At 46.3% G+C, this 21,044-nt stretch carries 23 protein-coding genes; 6 read left to right on the top strand and 17 right to left on the bottom strand.

Annotation, left to right across the window (positions count from 1 at the left end; all coding sequences use genetic code 11):
• Nucleotides 1-47: 47 nt before the first annotated feature.
• The 7 genes from pstA to ACQ5BJ_RS12810 all read right to left on the bottom strand — a co-directional run bounded on the left by pstA (nucleotide 48) and on the right by ACQ5BJ_RS12810 (nucleotide 6,044).
• The gene (pstA, locus tag ACQ5BJ_RS12840; protein ID WP_430110716.1) at nucleotides 48-929 is read right to left on the bottom strand and encodes a phosphate ABC transporter permease PstA; all 882 of its coding nucleotides are present in this window, start codon (nucleotides 927-929) and stop codon (nucleotides 48-50) included.
• On the bottom strand, nucleotides 926-1,879 hold the full coding sequence (gene pstC / locus ACQ5BJ_RS12835) for a phosphate ABC transporter permease subunit PstC (RefSeq protein ID WP_430110718.1): 954 nt from the start codon (nucleotides 1,877-1,879) through the stop codon (nucleotides 926-928). The genes pstA and pstC overlap by 4 nt, the downstream gene beginning before the upstream one ends.
• Before the next feature lie 82 nt (nucleotides 1,880-1,961).
• On the bottom strand, nucleotides 1,962-2,825 hold the full coding sequence (locus tag ACQ5BJ_RS12830) for a phosphate ABC transporter substrate-binding protein PstS family protein (protein ID WP_430110721.1): 864 nt from the start codon (nucleotides 2,823-2,825) through the stop codon (nucleotides 1,962-1,964).
• 24 nt (nucleotides 2,826-2,849) lie between these two features.
• On the bottom strand, nucleotides 2,850-4,295 hold the full coding sequence (locus ACQ5BJ_RS12825) for a stalk domain-containing protein (RefSeq protein WP_430110724.1): 1,446 nt from the start codon (nucleotides 4,293-4,295) through the stop codon (nucleotides 2,850-2,852).
• Nucleotides 4,296-4,363: 68 nt separating this feature from the next.
• Nucleotides 4,364-4,594, bottom strand: coding sequence for a hypothetical protein (locus tag ACQ5BJ_RS12820; protein WP_262866429.1), 231 nt, complete (start codon nucleotides 4,592-4,594; stop codon nucleotides 4,364-4,366).
• A gap of 105 nt (nucleotides 4,595-4,699) precedes the next feature.
• Nucleotides 4,700-5,329: an HXXEE domain-containing protein gene (locus tag ACQ5BJ_RS12815; protein WP_268621975.1), complete on the bottom strand. Its 630-nt coding sequence runs from the start codon at nucleotides 5,327-5,329 to the stop codon at nucleotides 4,700-4,702.
• 118 nt (nucleotides 5,330-5,447) lie between these two features.
• Complete coding sequence (locus ACQ5BJ_RS12810) at nucleotides 5,448-6,044, bottom strand: TetR/AcrR family transcriptional regulator (RefSeq protein WP_430110727.1); 597 nt, start codon at nucleotides 6,042-6,044, stop codon at nucleotides 5,448-5,450.
• Between the two features lie 253 nt (nucleotides 6,045-6,297).
• Between ACQ5BJ_RS12810 and ACQ5BJ_RS12805 the strand changes: the two genes are divergently transcribed.
• The 3 genes from ACQ5BJ_RS12805 (at nucleotide 6,298) to ACQ5BJ_RS12795 (ending at nucleotide 9,021) form a co-directional block, all read left to right on the top strand.
• Nucleotides 6,298-7,056, top strand: a complete 759-nt coding sequence (locus ACQ5BJ_RS12805) for a DeoR/GlpR family DNA-binding transcription regulator (protein ID WP_430110729.1) — start codon at nucleotides 6,298-6,300, stop codon at nucleotides 7,054-7,056.
• 22 nt (nucleotides 7,057-7,078) lie between these two features.
• Nucleotides 7,079-8,353, top strand: coding sequence for an NUDIX hydrolase N-terminal domain-containing protein (locus ACQ5BJ_RS12800; RefSeq protein ID WP_326847662.1), 1,275 nt, complete (start codon nucleotides 7,079-7,081; stop codon nucleotides 8,351-8,353).
• An 89-nt stretch (nucleotides 8,354-8,442) separates the two neighbouring features.
• Nucleotides 8,443-9,021, top strand: a complete 579-nt coding sequence (locus ACQ5BJ_RS12795; RefSeq protein WP_040735495.1) for a thymidine kinase — start codon at nucleotides 8,443-8,445, stop codon at nucleotides 9,019-9,021.
• Between the two features lie 212 nt (nucleotides 9,022-9,233).
• On the opposite strand, the gene ACQ5BJ_RS12790 is transcribed toward ACQ5BJ_RS12795, so the two are convergent.
• On the bottom strand, nucleotides 9,234-10,472 hold the full coding sequence (locus ACQ5BJ_RS12790; RefSeq protein ID WP_430110732.1) for a hypothetical protein: 1,239 nt from the start codon (nucleotides 10,470-10,472) through the stop codon (nucleotides 9,234-9,236).
• Nucleotides 10,473-10,801: 329 nt separating this feature from the next.
• Here ACQ5BJ_RS12790 and pepV point away from each other — a divergent pair, with 329 nt between their 5' ends.
• Complete coding sequence (pepV, locus tag ACQ5BJ_RS12785) at nucleotides 10,802-12,235, top strand: dipeptidase PepV (protein WP_289356479.1); 1,434 nt, start codon at nucleotides 10,802-10,804, stop codon at nucleotides 12,233-12,235.
• Nucleotides 12,236-12,321: 86 nt separating this feature from the next.
• Here the strand turns inward: pepV and ACQ5BJ_RS12780 are convergent, their stop codons facing one another.
• The 6 genes from ACQ5BJ_RS12780 to ACQ5BJ_RS12755 all read right to left on the bottom strand — a co-directional run bounded on the left by ACQ5BJ_RS12780 (nucleotide 12,322) and on the right by ACQ5BJ_RS12755 (nucleotide 18,250).
• Nucleotides 12,322-12,687, bottom strand: coding sequence for a YybH family protein (locus ACQ5BJ_RS12780; RefSeq protein WP_268621969.1), 366 nt, complete (start codon nucleotides 12,685-12,687; stop codon nucleotides 12,322-12,324).
• 161 nt (nucleotides 12,688-12,848) lie between these two features.
• Nucleotides 12,849-14,309 (bottom strand): PAS domain S-box protein, encoded by a 1,461-nt coding sequence (locus tag ACQ5BJ_RS12775; protein WP_268599434.1) that lies wholly within the window; start codon nucleotides 14,307-14,309, stop codon nucleotides 12,849-12,851.
• 212 nt (nucleotides 14,310-14,521) lie between these two features.
• The gene (locus ACQ5BJ_RS12770; RefSeq protein WP_268599433.1) at nucleotides 14,522-15,484 is read right to left on the bottom strand and encodes a siderophore ABC transporter substrate-binding protein; all 963 of its coding nucleotides are present in this window, start codon (nucleotides 15,482-15,484) and stop codon (nucleotides 14,522-14,524) included.
• Nucleotides 15,485-15,604: 120 nt separating this feature from the next.
• Nucleotides 15,605-16,363: an ABC transporter ATP-binding protein gene (locus tag ACQ5BJ_RS12765; protein ID WP_005544124.1), complete on the bottom strand. Its 759-nt coding sequence runs from the start codon at nucleotides 16,361-16,363 to the stop codon at nucleotides 15,605-15,607.
• The gene (locus ACQ5BJ_RS12760; protein ID WP_163975259.1) at nucleotides 16,357-17,307 is read right to left on the bottom strand and encodes an iron chelate uptake ABC transporter family permease subunit; all 951 of its coding nucleotides are present in this window, start codon (nucleotides 17,305-17,307) and stop codon (nucleotides 16,357-16,359) included. The genes ACQ5BJ_RS12765 and ACQ5BJ_RS12760 overlap by 7 nt, the downstream gene beginning before the upstream one ends.
• The gene (locus ACQ5BJ_RS12755; protein ID WP_005544126.1) at nucleotides 17,297-18,250 is read right to left on the bottom strand and encodes an ABC transporter permease; all 954 of its coding nucleotides are present in this window, start codon (nucleotides 18,248-18,250) and stop codon (nucleotides 17,297-17,299) included. The genes ACQ5BJ_RS12760 and ACQ5BJ_RS12755 overlap by 11 nt, the downstream gene beginning before the upstream one ends.
• Before the next feature lie 115 nt (nucleotides 18,251-18,365).
• On the opposite strand from ACQ5BJ_RS12755, the gene ACQ5BJ_RS12750 reads away from it, so the two are divergent.
• On the top strand, nucleotides 18,366-18,665 hold the full coding sequence (locus tag ACQ5BJ_RS12750) for a hypothetical protein (RefSeq protein ID WP_430110739.1): 300 nt from the start codon (nucleotides 18,366-18,368) through the stop codon (nucleotides 18,663-18,665).
• A 4-nt stretch (nucleotides 18,666-18,669) separates the two neighbouring features.
• Nucleotides 18,670-19,398 carry an endonuclease/exonuclease/phosphatase family protein gene (locus ACQ5BJ_RS12745; RefSeq protein ID WP_430110742.1) on the top strand — a complete coding sequence of 243 codons (729 nt, stop codon included), beginning with the start codon at nucleotides 18,670-18,672 and terminating at the stop codon, nucleotides 19,396-19,398.
• 135 nt (nucleotides 19,399-19,533) lie between these two features.
• On the opposite strand, the gene ACQ5BJ_RS12740 is transcribed toward ACQ5BJ_RS12745, so the two are convergent.
• From ACQ5BJ_RS12740 to ACQ5BJ_RS12730, 3 genes are read right to left on the bottom strand one after another with little or no spacing between them, the layout of a single operon-like run.
• The gene (locus ACQ5BJ_RS12740) at nucleotides 19,534-19,674 is read right to left on the bottom strand and encodes a hypothetical protein (protein ID WP_430110745.1); all 141 of its coding nucleotides are present in this window, start codon (nucleotides 19,672-19,674) and stop codon (nucleotides 19,534-19,536) included.
• Between the two features lie 41 nt (nucleotides 19,675-19,715).
• Complete coding sequence (locus tag ACQ5BJ_RS12735; RefSeq protein ID WP_268621961.1) at nucleotides 19,716-20,453, bottom strand: MerR family transcriptional regulator; 738 nt, start codon at nucleotides 20,451-20,453, stop codon at nucleotides 19,716-19,718.
• On the bottom strand, nucleotides 20,389-20,799 hold the full coding sequence (locus tag ACQ5BJ_RS12730; RefSeq protein ID WP_268621960.1) for a DUF4870 domain-containing protein: 411 nt from the start codon (nucleotides 20,797-20,799) through the stop codon (nucleotides 20,389-20,391). Before ACQ5BJ_RS12730 ends, ACQ5BJ_RS12735 begins: the two co-directional genes overlap by 65 nt.
• Between the last annotated feature and the right edge of the window lie 245 nt (nucleotides 20,800-21,044).

Below are 21,044 nucleotides of genomic sequence, written 5' to 3'. Positions count from 1 at the left end.
AAGCTTCCCCAGATTAGCCATCTTGGGAAGCTTTATTTATGCTTGCGTTATTTTTTCAATTTGCGGTTGTTGAACCAGAGCGGAATGCGGAACACCAAATTGATGAATAGAACGACAAAGACAAGGACTGCAGCCGCCTTGTCAGCAATTTGACTAGCGTCCTCAACAATCGCTTCGGATTGCACATACCAGAGATGAACAGCGAGTGTCTCTCCCGGCGAGAATAGGTTGAAGTCCCACATTTCTCCGGAAGTGCTCAACCCCGCAGTCAAAATAATAACCGCCGATTCACCGAACGCACGGCCTGCCACCAAGCATATTCCAGTAATAACCGCTTGCAAGGCTACAGGGAGAACGACCGTGCGAATCGTCTGAAACTTCGTCGTCCCGAGCGCATAAGCTGCATTGCGCAGCTCGATCGGAACATCTCGAATTGCCTCTTCCGTAACCCGGCACAGCATGGGCAGATTCAAAAATGCCAAGCTTACCGCCCCGCCCAATATTGTGAGTCCAATTTGGAAGTATTCTGCGAAAATCGCGAGCCCAAGCAGCCCGAATACGATAGAAGGAACGGATGATAAGGATTCGACACACATGCGAAGACCTTCTGTAAAGCGGTTCGCAGGCGCATATTCCGCCATATAAATGCCTGCCCCTACTCCAATAGGCACGGAAATAAGCAAGGACAGGATTAAGATATAGAACGAGTTGAACAATACGGGCCCAATGCCACCGCCCGCATCTATTTCTTCTGGAACCCTCGTTAGAAACTCCAGCGTGATGCCAGACAACCCTTTGCTCAAAATCGTATACAGCAGCCAGAAGATGAGCACCAGAACGGCTGCTCCAAGTGCGTAAAACAGCACCGTAGCCGTCTGATTGTACAGCTTGGCTCGATTGTTTTGGCCTGTTGAGGAAAACGAACTCATGCGCGTGCGCCCCCTTTTTTGCCTATAAAACGAATGACAACAATAAGCAGGAAGGAGATAAGCAGCAGCAGAAACGCCATCATGTGAAGCGCATAGTTCCAGGTTGAATCGAACTCTACGTTTGAAATTTGCATGACAATGTTGCTCGTCAGCACCGCCGTTGGCGTAAATAAAGAGCCGGCAAGCTGAGCGGTGTTGCCGATGACCATGACAACTGCCATCGTTTCGCCAATCGCACGAGTCATCCCCAAAATAATCGCTGCAATAATGCCTCGCTTCGCTGCCGGAAGCACAACCCGCATAATGACCTGCAAGCGAGTAGAGCCCAGCGCATAGGCCGCTTCCCGATATTTCTTCGGTACGGCTGCGATAGCTTCATCACTTACCCGACATATGGTCGGCAATATCATAAGGGACAGAACGAGCGCGGCTGCAAGCAGGCCGTCTCCCAAGTTCTCCCCTGTCCATTCACGAATCAGTGGGATCAATACGGTTAAGCCCAAATAGCCATATACTATAGAAGGAATACCAACCAACAAATCAAGCACTGGCCGAACGAAGTGTTTAAACCACATTGGAGAAATCTCTACAAGCAGAACTGCCATGCCAACAGATATCGGAACTGCAATCAGCAGGGTAAGTCCTGTCAGCAGCAGGGTGTTGATAATAAATGCACCGGCCCCGAATTTTCCATCTTCCGGCGTCCAATCGAGTGATAAAAAGAAGTCTGCTAGAGAAATATCGCGGAAGGTCAATATCCCCGTCTTGCCGATGAAGAAGATGACCAGTCCGAGCACAGCACATAAGGCTAGAATGCACAGCAGAAATAAGTAATGGAACAGGCGGTTCGTAAATCGTACGCGAGCATATCGGTCGAACTTGCTTTTCTTCGTTGTAGTAAGGATATTGGCTCCGCTAAGCGGTGCTAGTTCATGAACAGGCGTGCTCATTCTCGTTCCCCCATAGAACAACCAGCCCCCGACTTCCTGAGGGCTGGCCGTGAATGAAATCTCTTACAGCGATTCGTTCCGTTTACTTCATTGCGGAAATCGGGATGAATTTCAGCTTTTTCAGCGAACCTTGTTGGAATTTCGCACTTTGAATATACTCGATGAATGCTTTTGTAGCACCTGTAGGCTGACCTTTTGTCATATAGTAACCGTAAGCCCATACTGGATACTTGCCTTTGATGACATTGTCAGTAGTAGCTTCTACGCCGTTGAATTTCACGGCTTTTACATCGCTGTTCACATATACAAGGTCAATGTAGCCAATTGCGTTCGGAGTTGTTGCAACTGCTGTTTTCATGTCGCCGCTAGAACCAACTTCTTTGTAGTTGTCCTTTTTCTTCATGATGTCGCCGCCATCCAATGCTTTCAATTGATAGTTAACGCGCGTACCAGAACCGAAGGAACGAGTGATGACAACGATGTCTGCATTGTCGCCGCCAACCTCTTTCCAGTTCGTGATTTTACCGGAGTAGATCCCTTTCAACTGTTCCGTTGTCAGGTTATCCACCTTCACATTTTTGTTTACGATTGTTGCAAAAGGAATTACCGCTACTTTGTGAGCAACTTGACCTTCGAATGCTTTGAAGCCTGGAACGTCTACGCTTGCATCCCAATCGCACGCGCCGATTTCAGCGATGCCTTTCTTAACAGCTTGCGGTCCAGTGATGGAGCCTTTACCGGAAGCTGCAACTTTCACTTTTGGATGCAGCTTTTGGAATTCCTTCGCTGCTTGCAGTGTCATTGGCAGCAAGGCTGTAGATCCATTAATGGTTACTTTGCCTTTCAAGTCCTCCTTAGCAAGAGCGGTAGATGCTCCGCCGAAAGCGGATGATACGAGGAATAAAGAGGCTAAAATAGCCAAAGATGCAATTTTCAATTTTTTCATTGTGATGTTCTCCCTTCGTAATGGTTATTTCGTTAATGCAACTGCTTGATTATTTGCAACCCATTTCACTTGACCATTTTCAATCACGGCAATTTGAGAAGCGTCTGCGGATGGAAACAGTTCCGTAATTGTGCCTTCTGTTGTGTACAGCTTCGACTTGGCGCCGTCTGCTTTCACCGCATAGATGCTTGACTTTCCGTCCTTTTCCGTCACTGCGATGATCAATTGACCTTTAGCGGAAGTAACCGCCAAGGACACGTCTACATCAACTGCGAAATCAGACACTTTCTTTTCCTTAGCCTGAATAACCTTCAAAACATTGTTCTCAACCGCTCCATCCGTATCGCCACTTACGTATACAACTCGTCCATCTGCCAACAGGTTCGGATACAGCTTGTTGTCTGGCGTCGTTGTCAACTGAACTGCCTTCGCATCCTTTGCAGTCAAATCCAGCGTAAACAATTGGGAGCCTGCTCCAGAGAAGTCGATGGACAAGGAATCTTCTGTGCTATCCTTGTCATTTTTCGCCACCCCCGTAATGTTCACCGCATAGAGAAGCGTCTTATCGTCTGCAGACAAGCGGATATCCGACTTATTCTCAACTTTGTCAGCCAATACAGTCGTAATTTTGCCGCTGTCTACGCTCACGCAAGAAATTTTCTCCTGCTTGTCCCCCTGTACAAAGTACACTTTTTTGCCGTCTGCCGACCATGTCAGATCTGTTTTCACGGAAGTATCTTTTCCAATCGCTTGCGCCGTTCCGAGACTCATATTCATCAAAAACAATTGGCTTGACTCATCTGTGAATACCCCCCACTTTAGATCAGGGGAAACTGCTGTGTTCGCTGCGTTTTCATTGAAAGTCAATGCATCATATACCCGGTATGTAGGATTCCATTTATACAATTGAACCGATCCATCGAATTCGCGAGCCGCTATCACTTCACCGTTGCTGTTTACACGTGGTGAGCTGAAGTCGCCTTCGAGGGGCTTCACCCTGATCAGATTCAGCTTGCTTCCAGACCCCGTTACGTCTCCACCGAATGCTTCCACAAGCACGTTAAGCTCAGCGTAGATCACACCTTTTTGCTCTTGCGGCGCAACTGTGAAGCTCTTCGCTGCGCTGTCTTCTTGATAAGCATTCGAGTTTACTTGGATCGTAATCGTTTTTGCTGGATTTCCTCCAACCAGCGTAATCACGCTTTTGCTCTCAGCTTGGATGTGCGCACCAAATATATTGGCAATGTCGCGAACGGAGTACAATACCTTCCCTTTTACATTCAGCGTGCGGATATTACTGCTAGCACCGTCAACCCCGATAGATTGACTGGATGCTTTCGCTGCTTCCTTCGTCACTGCTGCGATGCTTACTTGCCCTTTGTTGGCTTCCGCTGCACTGACAGCACCTGTAGATATGATCGTGGATAGTGCTAGCGACGTTGCGATGACCGTTAACATGTTACGATTCATGTCTTCACCCTTTTCTCATGGCAATAGGTATTGCAATAGGCTTCTGGAAGTATTTTCACATACGAATGTTAACGGGAATCGTGCGTATTTTTTTGGATTTGTAAATTTTGCAATTTACGCAAATAAAAAAAAGCAGCCTTGATCCTATCAAGGCCGCCGCGCATAAACTCATAAGGGACTTCCTTTTCTTGTACGTCGCAGCCCCTATTTTGCACCAAATGAATCACTTCGTCCACCTGAGACGACCGCTTGCCTTCCAAATCAATCAGCGGGAAAATTCTCACTTCCTCCTTCGCCACTCGTAAAAGCTCCTCTATCGTTCGACGATGAAATTCCGTATCCAACCGGTCTGCATACATGAAGAGAAAGTGCGCAGACAAAATGATATCAAATTCCCCGCTCGTTTACATATGTTTGGCATAAGGCCCTAATTGCTTCACCGTAAAGCAGTATGGAGAATTTGGATTTTTGAGCCACATATTCCCCTTCACGATAAGCACATATACGGCTGCCGCAAAGTAAATCGTCCCGAGTATCCAATCCGTTGTATGAACAAGGCCATTCGATACGATATGAAAAACATACCAACCGCCAACCGGAATATGCAACACCAATACGGAGAAAAGTCCTGGATTATACAGCGTTTTTGCCTTGATATTTGCGAAAATGCCATGCCAAATGAATTGGAAAAATCCCATCAGCATAGGAGCGAGGCCAAGCCATATCACGTCAGGGAAGAGGAGAGGAAATAAATAGAACCCATAAGCGATAATCAGATTAATAATCATTGCGGATTGGGGATTGAGCGGAAATTGCCGCGGACTTTTGCTCTTAAAGAGAACAGCATTAAATAGACCGCTGAAGTAGCCCGGCCATCGATATTCTTCAAATTGATGGACAAGTATGGCCACGAAGCTCAACCAGAGCATCACCTTGATGTCGGGAATTTCCGTTCCCCCAAGAAACAAGTACACACAGACCAATGCAGCGACAACCAACCCAAGATCCTGCCAATACTTTCTGAGAAAATTCATAACTCTTTCCTCCTGTTCGCAGTCGCAGCGCCACTGCATGCGTAATGGTCTTCATTTTACATACAAGAATGCTTGGCTTCATGTAACCGGTAATCCATCAATTCGAACAATCCTCGACTCAGCGGTTAGCCGTATTAAAATAACGCTCAAACAACAAATCAATATGGGCTTCCACAGATGCAACCGCAACTCCCGTTCCTGATTCCAGCAGTGGCTTCATCATGACAGGGAGAAATACAGCGCCGAACAGTTGCATCATCATCATGGTCAGTGTTTCGGAATTTCCCTCTTGCGTAATCTCTTGAAGGGTATGTTTGACTTTAACGAATCCAACAGCTTGCAGAAATTCACCATACTCCTGCTGGGAGGCGAACATCGCAGCGCCAGCGGTCATCGTACGCGTGATAATCTCTGGATATTGCTGAATGACCTGTACATATTGGATTAAAAACGTTCGCAGCCGAGCAAGAGGTGATATGCTTCGCTCATCAAGGACGTCGAAGGCGCTGCGAAAGCCAGATAATAGCTCCTTAATCGCCTCGTTGATGAGCATGTCCTTCGATCCGAAATAATAATTGATTAAGGCGATATTGGCGTTAGAGCGGGTTGCAATTTTCCGGATCGTAATATGCTCGAATCCCTCCTGCTTCAGGATGTCGAGAGCCGCGCTCAAAATTTTGCCCTTCGTGTCCAGCGATATATCAGTTTGCTTCATCTAATCCCCCTCATTATTATTAAACATCGTTTAAAACATTGTTTAACTAAATAATACCATCCCTGTTTCATTCAATCAACACCACCTCAGCCAAAATTTCCACAAAATAAAAGACTCTAATCTCCTATGTGGCACAACGAAAAAAACAGAACAGTCACAACAAATATTGACTTATGTATGCGCATTTTACTTATATACACTTGAAATATTACTTATATATACTTATGATTAACGTCATGAGGTGATAGCAAAAATGTACCAAGAAGAGCGCTTGCTGCGCATCTTAACGCATCTTGAGCAGCATGACACGATGACGGTTGGAGAAATATGTGCCATGTTCGGCGTATCTCGAGATACGGCGCGGCGCGACATCGTGAAGCTGACAGAGAGCGGTGCCGTTACACGTACCCATGGAGGGATCACACTTCCACGGCTGGAGCAGAAGATCGAAGCATATGCGACAAGGCTAAACAATGAAACTGACGGCAAGGGACGAATTGGGCGACAAGCAGCGAAGCTTGTCCAAGATCACGATATGGTTTTTTTGGATGTATCGACTACCGTGCACAGCATGATTCCCTATTTAAAGGCTGCGCGTGCAACAGCCGTTACCCATTCCATTGATAACGCCATCTTGCTGGCCAATCATGCAGCCGTTCAGACGCATCTGCTAGGAGGGATTGTCCAACCTAAGACAAGGCATCTCTCTGGATATTCGACGATAGACAAGCTGCGCGATTTTCAATTCGATAAAGCCTTTTTAGGTGCAGCGGGAATCTCGGAAGCAGGCATTTATTATCACTATGAAGAAGACATATATATGAAAAAAGAAGTCGCCAGCCGCTCTAGACAGACTATCGTCCTTGCCGACCATACGAAGCTTGGACACACGCATTATTATCGAGGCTTGTCTTTAACAGACATCGATATGCTCATTACGAACCAACCGCTCTCACCTGAATTAGACCATGCAATGAAGGCCAATCATGTACAAGTGCTCATAATCTCGTAATCCACCAAGGAGGATGAATGCAATGATCAGAGCCGTTCTGTTTGACTTTGATGGAACATTAGCCGATACGCTGCCCTTGACTCTTCACGTGTTCCAAGACATTTTTAAACGATATGACAATCGGATGGTGTCCAAGGAACAGATTATAGACATGTTCGGCCCAACAGAAGAGGGCATATTAACTGCGAATATGAAATATAGAGGCCTCCTGCCGACCGCTATCGAGGAATATTTTGAGCTGTATCACAATTGGCATGCCAGCCTTGTTCATTCTTCACCCGCTATTATTCAGATGCTGCAAGCCTTGAAAGAGCAAGGCATAGCAATCGGCATTATTACAGGGAAGGGCCGCCGTGCCTATCAAATTTCTAATGAAGCGCTCGGCTTGTCTCCATATGTGGATATTGCGATAACTGGCGATGAGGTCACGAAACCGAAGCCGGATCCTGAAGGCATTCATGCTGCACTTGCCGCACTTCATGTTCGTGCAGACGAGGCGATCTGGATCGGTGACAGCAATGCGGATATTGAGGCTGGCTTAGCTGCTAACGTGCATACAATAGGCGCCAAATGGTTTGGTACCGTTCAGTCTGCAACCTTTGAGAAGGCACCTCATGATATTTTCTCACAGCCATCCGAGCTTACGGAACTTGTGCAGCAATCGATAGCGCATCCAGCCATTGAATGGCGCCAGCTCCACTGGGCCAAGCGGATTCAAGCACTTGCCCAAATCGGATTGACCTATTCAGACAATCCCTACGACCGCGAGCGTTATGAGGAACTGCGCGATATTAGTGTGGATATGATGACATCCTGCTCAGATGTTGATAAGGAGCAGGTTCGCGTATCTTTTGCCAGCGATACTGGTTATGCTACGCCGAAGGTTGATGTGAGAGGCGTCGTCTTCCGCGACGGAAAGCTCCTTCTCGTGAAGGAGAAAGCAGACGGAGCATGGTCACTGCCAGGCGGCTGGGCGGATATCGGTTTTTCTCCATCTGAGGTTGTTGTGAAGGAGATTCAAGAGGAGTCCGGATTCCAAGCGCGGGCCATTCGGTTGCTTGCCGTGCTTGACAAGCGCTTCCACCAGCATCCGCCGGAACCGAACCATGTTTATAAATTGTTCATCCTGTGCGACATTATCGGAGGAGAAGCAATGAGCGGCACAGAAACAAGCGGGGTGGGATTTTTCGCCGAGAACGAGCTCCCGCCATTGTCAGCAGAACGCAACACGGAAGCGCAGCTTCGCTTACTATTCCAGATACACGGCCAGCCTGATCACGCTGTTATTCTGGATTAATAAGCTAAACCACTTCTGTTTCTGTACCTGAGACGCTTCCTATGCTATTCTATAATCTCATCAACATAGAATGGAACGGAGTGGCGAAGTTGGCTCAGTTATATTTTCGATACGGCGCAATGAACAGTGGGAAATCTATTGAAATATTGAAGGTCGCCCATAATTATGAGGAACAGAATAAATCGGTGCTGATTTTCACCCCTGCTGTAGATGATCGAGACGAGAGCGGGTATATATCTTCTCGAATCGGTTTGCGCCGCAAGGCAATTTCGATCTACGAAGACACCAATTTATTCGAGATTGTACAGCATCATGAAGGCCCTATCTCTTGTGTACTTATTGATGAAGTGCAATTTTTAGATCATGCTCAAATTATGCAGCTTACCCGCATTGTCGATGAGCTTGATATTCCAGTTATGGGCTTTGGATTAAAAAATGATTTCCGCAATGAACTGTTCGAGGGCAGCCGTTACATGCTGTTGTACGCAGATAAAATAGAAGAAATGAAAACGATTTGCTGGTTCTGCGAACGTAAAGCAACGATGAATTTACGTGTTGACACAAATAACAGGCCTGTCTATACAGGAGAACAGATTGTAATCGGAGGAAATGATACCTATTATCCGGTATGCCGCAAGTGCCATAAAAATCCGCCTTTGCAATCGTAATCGTAGCGCAGCGCCCCTGAATGACATGTTCTTCAGGGGTATTTTCTTTTCACATCGAACCTCGCTTGTTCAAGCCAAACATTCGGAAAATACAAACAAAAAAATAGGCTACCCCGTCTCTATTGCAGACAAAGCAGCCTGTCATTCGGCTCCATCAACGTATAGCAAAACCTGTTGATACTAAATTGCTAAAAGAGTCACTGCCATCTCCTTTACTGAGCTAAATAAGCATCGCAAAGTGCAATTCCCTCCTCTATATCGAAGCTCATCCGAAGCTTTACTTCCTCCTCGATGCCCCAATCACGGCCTATATCCTCCCTAAGGTTATTTAGAATTCCGCGTATCGATTGCGCACCATTTTTGTCCCACTTCTTCATCCCATAGATGCTCGATGACAATTGATCCAACTGACTTTTATAACGCGTCGCAGCGTCTTCTCTTATGCCATGGAGCGGGACATAAATCGAACCGATCTTGCGTGACATCTGTTCAAGCAGCAGCCCTATAGGCTGAGCAGAGCGATAGTCAGGAAGTACAGCCGGGCTGCGATACACCCCCATCCACCACTGCCAATCCACAGTTCCATTGAAGTAGGATTTCTCATCAATAATCACGAGCCCTGCTCCATGAAGCGAGCGCTGCTCTTGAAGGAGCTTCTCAGTTGCCGCCTCATGCTCACCAAGCTTCACAGCAGCAACCGTCCAGACGGGATGATCCGTTATCGCTACTCCCAGCGTGCCAATTCCTCCAGTGGACAAAATCCGCCCCCTATCCCTGCTGTCTACAGCAAACACTGCCACACCAAGCTTGGCTCCTTCCGCTCCATATACCTGCACCGGATCAAATGCTGCAAACTTCACATCCGTAGATTGGGCGATCCTATGGGAGGAAGCGGCGGATTCCGCTGCTATATATATTGCATTCAAATGTGCGGACTTAATTCGCTGTATATGCTCGCGCACTTGTTCGGCATTCGTCTCTTGGGGCTCAATCCAAATGCCGCGTAATTCTACCTTGCGCGACTCTGCGCTCAAGTTGTATGCCTCCTGAGCAAAGCGTTCAAGCTCCTTCAGCTTCTTGCCGCGTTCCTTCAAACTGCGCTGCTCATTCCCCCATTCCTCGGCTGCCAAGGCAGATCTCGCCATCATCAGCTTGCTATCTATGCTAGAATACGGCACATCACGAAACTGACTTTTCACTTCTTTCAATCGTTGTTCTGCAGCCTTCAACAGCTCCTTGACCTTGTCCACTCTTTCTTGTACCTGAGCTGCATCATACGTGTTCCATTCCTCTTGTCCGACGTTCAATTTATTTACTGGCGACTTGACCGTACCATTCACTGCTATGGAGTTGGCGCCATTTCCCGCCGCATATCCAAATGAACTCAAGCCACTCGCTGCCAATATCCCCAGCAGCAAGCTCATTCCCATTTTGTTCGTAAGCGATTTCATTTCATTGTATCCCCCTTATACACCATGTAATGAATGGGTTGATAGATAATATGCAGCTACCGTCTCGCCGATACTTGCTGCACAAGCTTTTTATTCGAATAGACTTTATCTGAAATAGAGTGACCGGGTTTGATAAAACATCTATTCCTAATATAAACAACAGGCACAATATCCCGGATTTCAATACTGCTTCTATGTTGTTACTGGTCTGCACCTGCTATAATTAGGCTCAGGCGGCAATCATATGTTCATGGATGAACGTCGCTTCTAATCAACACTAATCAACCACTAACACATGTTCAATTTCAATACAAAAGGAGTGCGGCTTGATGAATTGGATGGAAGAAGTATTGAAGCGCAAGGACGATCTACTGCAAGATCTTAATGGATTGCTTAGCATCGAGAGTGTAAAGGATGCCACCACGAGTGAGCCTGGCAAGCCAATGGGTCACAATGTAGCGCGTGCGCTTGATTATGTGCTGGACATGTCTCGTCGTGACGGATACCGTGTGACAAACCTGGACGGCTATGTAGGCTACGCGGAATACGGCGAATCGAAGAGCGGTGAATATGTTGCAGCATTATGCCATGTTGACGTAGTCCCTGCAACTGGACATTGGACAACCCCTCCTTTCTCCCCTGACATTCGTGAAGGCAAGCTGTTTGCACGTGGCGCCATTGATGATAAAGGGCCCACGCTTGCTGCTTATTACGGTTTGAAAATCGTGAAGGAGCTTGGTCTGCCCTTGAAGCACAATGTACGCATCATCTTCGGTGCAGATGAAGAAAGCGGCATGGAATGCATGAAGACCTATACGAAGCGTGAGAAAATGCCGCTTTACGGTTTCGCGCCAGATGCCGATTTCCCAATTACACATGCGGAAAAGGGACAAATCAATACCCGCTTCCTGCTGCAGCCGGACAACAGCTCTGCTTCCGATCGTCAAGCGGGACAGCTTGAATTGGTGTCCTTCCATGGCGGCGGTGTTGAGAATATGGTGCCTGAATCAGCGACTGCAACTATTTCTGGCGATGCTGCTGTTCTTGCAGAATTGGCAGCCAAGTTCGAAAATTATTACACTGAACAGCAATTGAAAGGCTCTTCCGAAGTAAACGGCGGCCATATTACACTCAGCCTCAAAGGTAAATCCGCGCATGGCATGGAGCCTCATCAAGGCATTAATGCTGCACTAAAGCTGTTCGGATTTTTGCGTTCGTACACGTTCCAAGCAGATGCGGATCGTTATATCCGCTGCGTAGATGCTTATTTGACGGATGATCACTTGGGCAGCAAGCTGGGCATCGCTTATAAGGATGACATTACAGGTCCATTGACGGTAAATGCGGGCATATTCGAATACGGTGCGGACAAGCAATCGTTTTTCCATCTAAATATCCGCTTCCCAGTTACGCAGGATTTACAGTCCATTTTGGACACATTGGCAACGAAGATGGATGCATTCGGCTTCGTCGTAGAAGAACCGGACTTGAAAAAGCCGCACCATGTCGATGCAGAGCATCCGATGATCAAGGTGCTGCAAAAGGTGTATGCGGAAGAAACTCAGCTTGAGCCTACCTTGCTGACTACGGGCGGCGGTACATACGCTGCATTCATGGACTACGGAGTCGCGTTCGGCGCCTTGTTCCCAGGAAGAGAAGAAATGGCTCACCGTGTAGACGAATACATTGAGATCGATGATTTGCTAAAGGCAACTGCTATTTATGCGCGTGCCATTTATGAATTAGCGAACTTAGACGCATAAGGATTGTATTTAGAGGGATGTCGAGCTGCAGAAGGGAAAAAGGCAGCCGACCTCCCTTTTTCCCTTCTGTTCTCATGGGTACTTGCTTATTTCAATGCACTTAGATGCTCATGCACCAGCTTCCATTCTCCTGCAATGAGCTTGAACACATTCGTCGCTCTCCCGCTTCCCTCAGCCGGTTTCCCTTGATAAAGTCCGCTCCAATGATAGGTATACAAGCATACAGCCGTCTGTTCGTCCACTGCAATCCACTGTACATCGGAGGCTGAATACACTTCATCTTGAATAACCTCCCAGGCATGTTCAAAATATGCCCGAATCTCCTCAAGCGTCTTGCATGTACGATCCGAGAACCAATATACGGCGCTTGTATCCAAGCAAGCTTGCACGTTCCCGAAGTCATGTGTATTCGTTGCCTCCATATAGCGTTCCAATGCCTTTTGATAACTCATAGTGCCCCCCTTTTTTTCATCCCAAACCCCGTATTTTTCAACATGTAAATTCGCTGGATATACGGTAGTCGCATCTCCTGATCGTAGGCGTGCCTTCATTCAGCGTAATATGAAGTGGGCATCTTTAAGCGGCTCCAATTTCACGATGACTTGGTGCCGATTCATGTAGGAAATGCAGGGATATCCGACCTTAGCGGCAAGCGGATGATAAATGTGGTGCCTACGCCAAGCACACTGTCCACCTCAATTTTACCACCATGCTTTTCAATAATATTATAGCTGACCATCAGCCCTAAGCCTGTTCCCGTATCCTTCGTTGTATAGAACGGTTGCCCGAGACTGTTCACCTTATCAGCTGGAATTCCACAGCCTTCATCCTGAATGGATATGGCTGCATAATCGCCATCCAGCTTGGCGCGTACATAAATATTGCCTCCCCCTGACATCGCTTCAAGCGCATTTTTAATCAAATTAATGAACACCTGCTTAATCTGATTCGGCTCGCAATCAACCCAAAGCGCCTCTTCCGACAGCTCGGTTATCATATTGCTGTTCTTCAATGTCGATTGTACGCTCATGAATGCAATGATCTGCTCCATCAGTTGAACGAGATCGGTTCTTCGGCTGTTGACCACATTCGGCTTCGCTAGAATCAGCAGTTCATTTGCAATTACCTCAATGCTCTTCAACTCCGATTCCACGATATCAAAATATTGATCCTTATCCGTCTTCGTCGTACGCATCAGCTTGAGAAAGCCGTTAATCGAAGTCAATGGATTCCGAATTTCATGCGCGATGCCTGCGGCCAACTGCCCGACGATGGACAGCTTCTCAGACTGCAGCATTCGCTCTTCTTCCTTGCTTCGATCGCTAATATCCTGATATACGCCGATGGTCGCCTTCTTCCCAACAAAGGTGGTAGGGAGGGAAAAGCCTTCTACGCATTTGCTTTCACCGTTTAAGCAGCGAATATCATATTTAACTGGCCCTAAGCGTGTCCCCTCCTGATATCTGCGTCTCCGCTCATACACAAGCTTATGATTCGAAGGCTCGACAATATCGATAACCGGCATGCCAAGGATGTCCGCTGGGTCAGTAGCACAGATTAAGGCAACGGAAGCGCGATTCATATAACGAATGATGCCGTTATACGTAACAATGACAGCAAGCGGCAATTCTTCTAATAAGGATTGAAAGGTCGCTTCCTTCTCCTTCAAAATCGCTTTCGTCTGGAGATGTACCTTCTCTGTCAATTTGCACGACGTTATATTTTGAAACTGAGAAAAAAAGAAAAGCGGCTTGCCGCCCTGATCATGAACAAGCGATACGGTTAAGAGCATCCATATGACTTCTCCAGACTTGCCTATGTAGCGCTTCTCAATATGAAAAGATGGGATCTGCTTGTCCAGCAGTCGTTGAATATGTATAATACTCTCTTCCAGATCGTCTGGATGGGTAATATGCATATAGTCCAGAGAGAGCAGTTCACGTTCTTCATAGCCAATCATTTCGCATAAGGAGTGATTTGCTTTCATAAATTTCCCCTCCAGCGACACGATTGCCATCCCGATCGATGCATTATTAAAAGCCAAATCGAACAGATCAATTTGCTCCAAATGCATGTAATCTCCCCTCCAATTCATTATCACTTCCACATATACCCAATAATCATTATAAATCTCCCTTCCGGCCAGCATCAATTAAAATCTTGCCAAAGCTTTCTGTCCGCTTCGCTGTTGTGGGAAATAAAAAAAGTGCACGAGAACATGCGCAACATTCGCACGTCTCATGCACTTGGGTTCAATTCATGCTCTTGTTTCGCAGCAGAACTGAATTATTTCATTGCTCCGTCTACTTCCTTCACCATTTCCTCTACAGAAATGAGACCGCCGCCGGACAAGTACCAGTAGTTCGGATCCAAGTAAACAATATGGCCTTCTTTATATGCCTTCGTACTTCTCACAAGATCATTTTCAACGACTTGCTTCGCAGACGATTCACCGCCGACAACTGCACCGCGGTCAACAACGAACAAGTAGTCTGGATTTTTTTCAACAATATATTCAAAGGATACTGGATCACCATGCGTAGATGCTTTAATGTTCGTATCTACAGGCGTAACCCCAAATACATCATGAATGATACCAAAGCGGGAACCTGCACCGTAAGCACTAATTTTTCCGTCATTCGCCAGGATTATAAGTCCGTTCTTGTTCGCAGCTTTCGCTTTTTCGTTCAAAGCCTTAACGGACTCTTCAATCTTGGTCAGCTCTGCTTGAACTTCAGATTCCTTGTTGAAGATTTTGCCCAATGTTTGTGTGTTTTCTTTGAAAGAATCCATGTAGCGTTTCGTATCAACGTCCATATAAATCGTTGGTGCGATTTCAGAGAATTGATCATACAATTTCGCTTGACGTCCTGCAATGATAATCAGGTCGGGCTTCATACCATGAATCGCTTCGAAATCCGGCTCCTTCAAGCCGCCTGCATTCACATATTTCGCATCTTCGTATTTTTTCAAGTAAGGAGGCAGGCTCGCCTTCGGCAAGGCTGCGATTTCAACACCCAATTTGTCCAAAGTATCCACAACGCCGTAGCTGAATACAACGACCTTGGAAGGGTTTTTCTTCACTTTCGTTTCGCCAAGCTCATGCTTAACAAGAATTTCTTCCGCTGCTTGATTCGCTTCTGTTCCCGTAGATGCCGAACCATTACTGCTGTCTGACTTATTGGAACCACATGCTGCAACCAGCGTTGCCATCATGGCAATGAGTAGGATTAATACTGTTTTTTTCACTTCTTTTCACCTCTACAACATATTTTGAACCTTATATATTTTCGCCGTTAATATCGCGTTGCTGCACAGATGCATGCTGCATTGCAACATTACCGAACGGTGTAACCGATGTCGCCTTGCTTAGGCAAAATACACACAAATCTTATTGTCGTTAATGCATTCAATGCACATATCCATATCATAGATGTCTTGCAGCACCTTAGTATCGATGATATCCTGCGTCGAGCCTTCCTTGACTACTTTGCCGTCTTTCAATGCGACGATATAGTCCGAGTAACAGGATGCGAAGTTAATATCATGAATTACGATCACGATGGTCTTGCCCATTTCGTTAACCAGTCTGCGAAGGATTTTCATAATTTGCACGGAATGCTTCATATCCAGGTTGTTAAGTGGCTCATCCAGTAAAATGTACTCCGTGTTTTGTGCGATAACCATAGCAATGTAAGCTCTCTGCTTCTGACCGCCGCTCAGCTGATCCAGATACTTGTGCTGCATGCCGGAAAGGCCCATGTACTCAATTGCCTCATCTACGTACTTCCAATCTTCATCATTCAAGCGCCCTTGCGAATAGGGAAACCGCCCGAAGGAGACAAGCTCCCGAATGGTCAAGCGCAGATTGACATGATTGGATTGCTTCAGAATGGATATCTTCTTGGCCAGATCCTTGCTGTTCCATTCGCTGACTTCTTTGCCATCGATATGGACTTCTCCCGAATCCTTCGTAATGAGCCTGCTTATGATAGAGAGCAGCGTACTCTTCCCTGCACCATTTGGACCGATGAAGGATGTGATTTTACCCTTGGCAATTGTAACTGATACATTCTCAACCACATTTTTGCCACCGTATTGTTTGGATACGCCTCTTACTTCTACCATGATTTATTCTCCTTCAATAGAAGATAGATAAAGTAGACGCCACCGACGAAATTGATTATGACGCTTAGCGTGGTGGAAAACGTAAATACCCGCTCCACGATAAGCTGACCGCCCACCAGTGCAATAATGCTGATAAGCACGGAACCTAGAATTAAGTAACTGTGTCGGTACGTCTTCAAAAATTGATACGTAACGTTCACGACGAGCAAGCCAAGGAACGTAATCGGTCCGACTAGCGCTGTCGAGATGGAGATGAGAACCGCTACTACAAAAAGCAGCCTTCTCACGACGTAATCATATGGAACACCTAAGTTAATCGCCTGCTCTCTTCCGAGTGCCAGTACATCTAAATACTTAACGAATCTAAGGAAATAGAGCGTAACGAGCAATGTCAGTATCCCACCGATAAGCAGCAGCTTCGTATTGACGTTATTGAAGCTGGCGAACATTTTATCCTGGGCAATTAAGAATTCGCTCGGGTCAATCAGCACCTGCATGAAGGTAGATACACTTCCGAAAAAAGTACCGAATATAATCCCGATGAGAAGCATGAAGTATACATTCTGACCTTCGCCCTTAAAAATGAACCGGAATAAGAGTCCTGAGAAAATAACCATGATGCCCACTGACATTAAGAAATCCATGTTGCTGCTCATCATCATCAATGTCTTCGAACCGAACACGAAGATAACAAATGTCTGGATGAGCATGTATAGCGAATCCAGTCCCAGTATGCTAGGCGTCAAAATCCGGTTGTTCGTAATCGTTTGAAATACGGTCGTTGCGAATCCAATCGCCGCCCCAGTGAGCACAATCGCCAGCACCTTCAGCGTACGCTTTGGAAGCACATAATCCCAGTTGTCACCCAGCTTCAAGAATAGAAACAATCCGATTAAGGCAAGTGCCAGGAGAGCCAGAATACCCGTTTTCGCTTTATAACCCATGTGCCCTTCTCCTCATCAACATGTACACGAATATGGCGCTTCCTATTACCCCGACCGTTAAGCTGATCGATAATTCATATGGATAAATGATAATACGCCCCAAAATATCGCAGAACAGAACGAACACAGCACCGAGCAGCGCCGTATGCGACAGACTGTTCTTCAAGTTATCACCACGGTACATCGACACGATATTTGGAATAATCAGTCCGAGGAACGGTATCGTTCCTACGGTCAGTACGACCGTGCACGTCACAAGCGCAACGAGAATTAATCCGATATTGACGATGCGCTTGTAGTTCAGTCCCAAGTTTTTCGAAAAATCCTCACCCATGCCTGCAACCGTGAATTTGTTCGCATACAGATACGCAATGATAATGAGCGGAATGCTGATATACAGCAGCTCGTAGCGACCTGTAATAATCATGGAGAAGTCACCCTGCAGCCAGGAGGACATGTTCTGAATCAGATCATACTTATATGCAAAAAAGGTAGAAATCGAGCTGATAATATTACCAAACATCAATCCAACAAGCGGAATGAAGATTGTATCCTTGAACTTGATTCGATCTAGAATCTTCATGAACAGCAGCGTTCCCAGCAATGCGAAAACGAATGCGACCAGCATCTTCACAATCGGGCTCGATGTGGTGAAGAGCATTAAGGATACCAGGATTCCAAGTCTTGCGGAATCGAGTGTTCCGGCTGTCGTTGGCGATACGAACTTATTGCGGCTAAGCTGTTGCATGATGAGACCGCATATACTCATGCTGACACCTGCAAGAATGATACTGATTAGACGCGGAATTCTGCTCTTGAGCAAAATTAACGTTTTCTCATCGGTCATGTTCAGCAGATCAAGCGGCTTAATATCCGTAACACCAATAAAAAGCGATACGATTGATAATATGACAAGCGCGATGGCTAAATATCTCTTTTTCATAGACCATCCTTACCTCTTCTCGATGTGAGAAAGTTGATATGTAAGCGGATAGAATCAATTTACATTTTCAATAATGATATTCATTATCAATTAGACTGACAGTTGTTATTATAACATGACTGATCCGTCTGTCAAACAATTATATGGAAAATGGGCGAAACTCATTTTTCGGCGCCGAATCTGGAATGGATATGCAATTACGCTCATTTATACGATAATAGGAACAGTTATTAATCTAGCGATGACGATTGCTGCCGCCTACCCGCTCACACGAATAGATTTGGCAGGACGGCAGTTGTTCACGACGATGATTTCTTTGCAAATTTTTTTAGTGGGGGATGATTCTGCTATTATATCTATTTTTGCAAAGTGTTTTGTAAAAAAAGGCGTCATGATTGGCGCAATTAAGGGGTGAGACTATGTCCATATCGCAAATTTCGTTGACGGTCATGTCGTATAACATCCAGCATGGTGAAGGAATGGATCACGTATATGATGTGAGCCGCATCGCAGGAGTGATTAGTGCGTCCGGGGCGGACATCATCGGCTTGCAAGAGGTCGACCGTTATTTTTCGGCTCGAAGTAATTACGAGGATACCATCGCGATGCTTGCTGAACAATTAGGGATGCACTGGTGTTACGGGGCAAACGTGGTTCGAGCGCCTGAACCAGGGCGAACGCAGCAAAGAGAATATGGGACAGCGATATTGAGCAAGTACAAGATTCTGTCGCATCAAAACCATCTGCTCAGCAGCGACGAGAGCGAACAACGCAGCCTGCTTGCTGCTGTTCTGGATGTCGGCGGGGAAATTCTGCATATGTACAACACACATCTGGGATTGGAACAGCCTGAGCGGGTTGCCCAAGTGAGAGAAATACTTTCCATCGCAAGCCGCAAATCAGAACCGTGCATCGTGACAGGAGATTTCAATGCACATCCGGATTCTATCGAAGTTGCCGAAATGTCATCAGCATTCCGCAGCGCTTTCGCAGGTGAGCTTGAGACCTACACCTTCCCTGCAGGGGATGCAGTCGAGATGCTTGATTACATCTTCGTCAATGATTGTCTGGAGCTTAGCGATGATAGAACAGTCATTCAATCGCTCGCATCAGATCATTATCCGATTGCTGCCAAGCTGCTGCTATAGGGAGCGCGGCTAACCTTTTGTTGTTACGCTATGAATGTGCGCACTGCACAGGGGCTGAACCGAGGGATCGGATTCTCATCAGGAGCAGCCCCATTTCCGCGAAAGTATGTACATTAGATGCTGCCATTGTACTAATCAACGCCGAGGAGCAGCCCCCCCTGTGCCGATTGCCCAAGCCGCAACACTAATCGTTTGCCAAGTCATAAGCCGCTTCTTGTCCACATTGGCAAGCACACATATCAGCGCTCTGATATGATCGGCTTCAATGACAGGCACAATAAGCGACGATCCCTGAACCCCATAGGAATGGAAATAGCCTAACTCTCTTGGTTACAAGACATCACTTGGAACGCTTCTTTTAGAAATTCCTGTTCTTCTTCTGTAAATGGAACGAGTATGTTAGAGTGATCCATTGGTGGATCTGCCTTCGCCACCGATGAGGAACTGATTTTCGCTATGGTATATTCATACAGCTCCATAAATCGCTGCATGAACCTCTGCGCTTCCTCCGAATCCGGACTTGCTTGGCTCGCAACCAGTTGTTTCATATCTGTGAGCAATGCGAAATACTTCCGATCCAGTTCAGCCCGTGCCTCATTGCGAAAATTGTGAATTGGATTTCCTCCTAGGTTATGCGTCTCCATGTGCTCTTCCTCCCATAGAATCGAGTGTACGATAAAGCAAAACAGACGCAAATCAATGATTGGATGATGGCAAATGATTGTATCCATATGATCCAATTGGTCAAGCATGAGCTGAATTCGTTCCTGTTCTGCAAGAAGCTCTTTCTTTTTGAACGCCATCACCTTCCGAATATACTGCTGCTCTGCTTGCTGTATCTCTAATAAATCGGCAATGTCTTTGAGTGAAAACCCGATAAACTTCAAAGCCTGAATTTGCTGCAATCGGCTGAGGGCGTCCGCATTATAGAGCCTGTGCCCGCCTTCCTTGTAGTCGCTAGGCGTTAGCAATCCAAGTTTGTCATAATATCTAAGCGTTCGAATCGTGATTCCTGTTCGTTCCGCCAACTGTCCGATTGTCAGCATGCCAGTCATGATAAACTCGCCTCGATTCTGTCTGTTTTTTGATGTAAGGAATGGCTGGATAACGGTATGCCTTATTTCTAGCAATATGTATCATTGCATACAAAATAATTATTGTCTCGATCATAAGCAGAATGTACTTGTACAACGACGGCAAAGCATAGCTCACTATAAAGAGCGGGAAAATGGTCAAGTGAAAGTTCAGTGCTTTGCGGCTAGCTTCACGATAATACGATGTTGACTTCCTTGTCACGAAATACATCACAAGCGGGGGGAGAACCCCTAGCACTAAGGAGATGGCCAGCATCAGTTGGATGATTGCCATTTCTTTGCGTGTCGGCCTGCTTGACTCATTCATTGTTGTCACCTTCCTATTAAATTCCTCAAATACAGCATAAAAGGTGACGCGAGTAGAGGTTCAAGCCCTAATCTGCAAGCCATTATCAAAACATCGCCGTCTTCTATCTTGAAAGTGCTAGGGCGCTTGGTTCGGCTGCCTTCTGCTTGACGGTGCATAGGGGCTACAATCTCTGCCGTTGGCAGCAGCGCTGGTCACATTGCTCCGATTCATCATTACCAGAGTAACAGACTTAAACATCTTCA

The sequence above is a fragment of the Paenibacillus sp. B1-35 genome (assembly GCF_050474385.1).
Classification (GTDB): domain Bacteria; phylum Bacillota; class Bacilli; order Paenibacillales; family Paenibacillaceae; genus Paenibacillus_B; species Paenibacillus_B alvei.
Note: the sequence above shows the minus strand (reverse complement) of the source record. Positions and strands in the feature narration are given on the sequence as shown.

Bases quoted from the DNA above. Each gene is read 5' to 3' on its own strand.
- pstA (WP_430110716.1), bottom strand. From the start codon at position 929: ATGAGTTCGTTTTCCTCAACAGGCCAAAACAATCGAGCCAAGCTGTAC.
- pstC (WP_430110718.1), bottom strand. From the start codon at position 1,879: ATGAGCACGCCTGTTCATGAACTAGCACCGCTTAGCGGAGCCAATATC.
- ACQ5BJ_RS12830 (WP_430110721.1), bottom strand. From the start codon at position 2,825: ATGAAAAAATTGAAAATTGCATCTTTGGCTATTTTAGCCTCTTTATTC.
- ACQ5BJ_RS12825 (WP_430110724.1), bottom strand. From the start codon at position 4,295: ATGAATCGTAACATGTTAACGGTCATCGCAACGTCGCTAGCACTATCC.
- ACQ5BJ_RS12815 (WP_268621975.1), bottom strand. From the start codon at position 5,329: ATGAATTTTCTCAGAAAGTATTGGCAGGATCTTGGGTTGGTTGTCGCT.
- ACQ5BJ_RS12810 (WP_430110727.1), bottom strand. From the start codon at position 6,044: ATGAAGCAAACTGATATATCGCTGGACACGAAGGGCAAAATTTTGAGC.
- ACQ5BJ_RS12805 (WP_430110729.1), top strand. From the start codon at position 6,298: ATGTACCAAGAAGAGCGCTTGCTGCGCATCTTAACGCATCTTGAGCAG.
- ACQ5BJ_RS12800 (WP_326847662.1), top strand. From the start codon at position 7,079: ATGATCAGAGCCGTTCTGTTTGACTTTGATGGAACATTAGCCGATACG.
- ACQ5BJ_RS12790 (WP_430110732.1), bottom strand. From the start codon at position 10,472: ATGAAATCGCTTACGAACAAAATGGGAATGAGCTTGCTGCTGGGGATA.
- pepV (WP_289356479.1), top strand. From the start codon at position 10,802: ATGAATTGGATGGAAGAAGTATTGAAGCGCAAGGACGATCTACTGCAA.
- ACQ5BJ_RS12780 (WP_268621969.1), bottom strand. From the start codon at position 12,687: ATGAGTTATCAAAAGGCATTGGAACGCTATATGGAGGCAACGAATACA.
- ACQ5BJ_RS12775 (WP_268599434.1), bottom strand. From the start codon at position 14,309: ATGCATTTGGAGCAAATTGATCTGTTCGATTTGGCTTTTAATAATGCA.
- ACQ5BJ_RS12765 (WP_005544124.1), bottom strand. From the start codon at position 16,363: ATGGTAGAAGTAAGAGGCGTATCCAAACAATACGGTGGCAAAAATGTG.
- ACQ5BJ_RS12760 (WP_163975259.1), bottom strand. From the start codon at position 17,307: ATGGGTTATAAAGCGAAAACGGGTATTCTGGCTCTCCTGGCACTTGCC.
- ACQ5BJ_RS12755 (WP_005544126.1), bottom strand. From the start codon at position 18,250: ATGAAAAAGAGATATTTAGCCATCGCGCTTGTCATATTATCAATCGTA.
- ACQ5BJ_RS12750 (WP_430110739.1), top strand. From the start codon at position 18,366: ATGACTGATCCGTCTGTCAAACAATTATATGGAAAATGGGCGAAACTC.
- ACQ5BJ_RS12745 (WP_430110742.1), top strand. From the start codon at position 18,670: ATGTCCATATCGCAAATTTCGTTGACGGTCATGTCGTATAACATCCAG.
- ACQ5BJ_RS12735 (WP_268621961.1), bottom strand. From the start codon at position 20,453: ATGACTGGCATGCTGACAATCGGACAGTTGGCGGAACGAACAGGAATC.
- ACQ5BJ_RS12730 (WP_268621960.1), bottom strand. From the start codon at position 20,799: ATGAATGAGTCAAGCAGGCCGACACGCAAAGAAATGGCAATCATCCAA.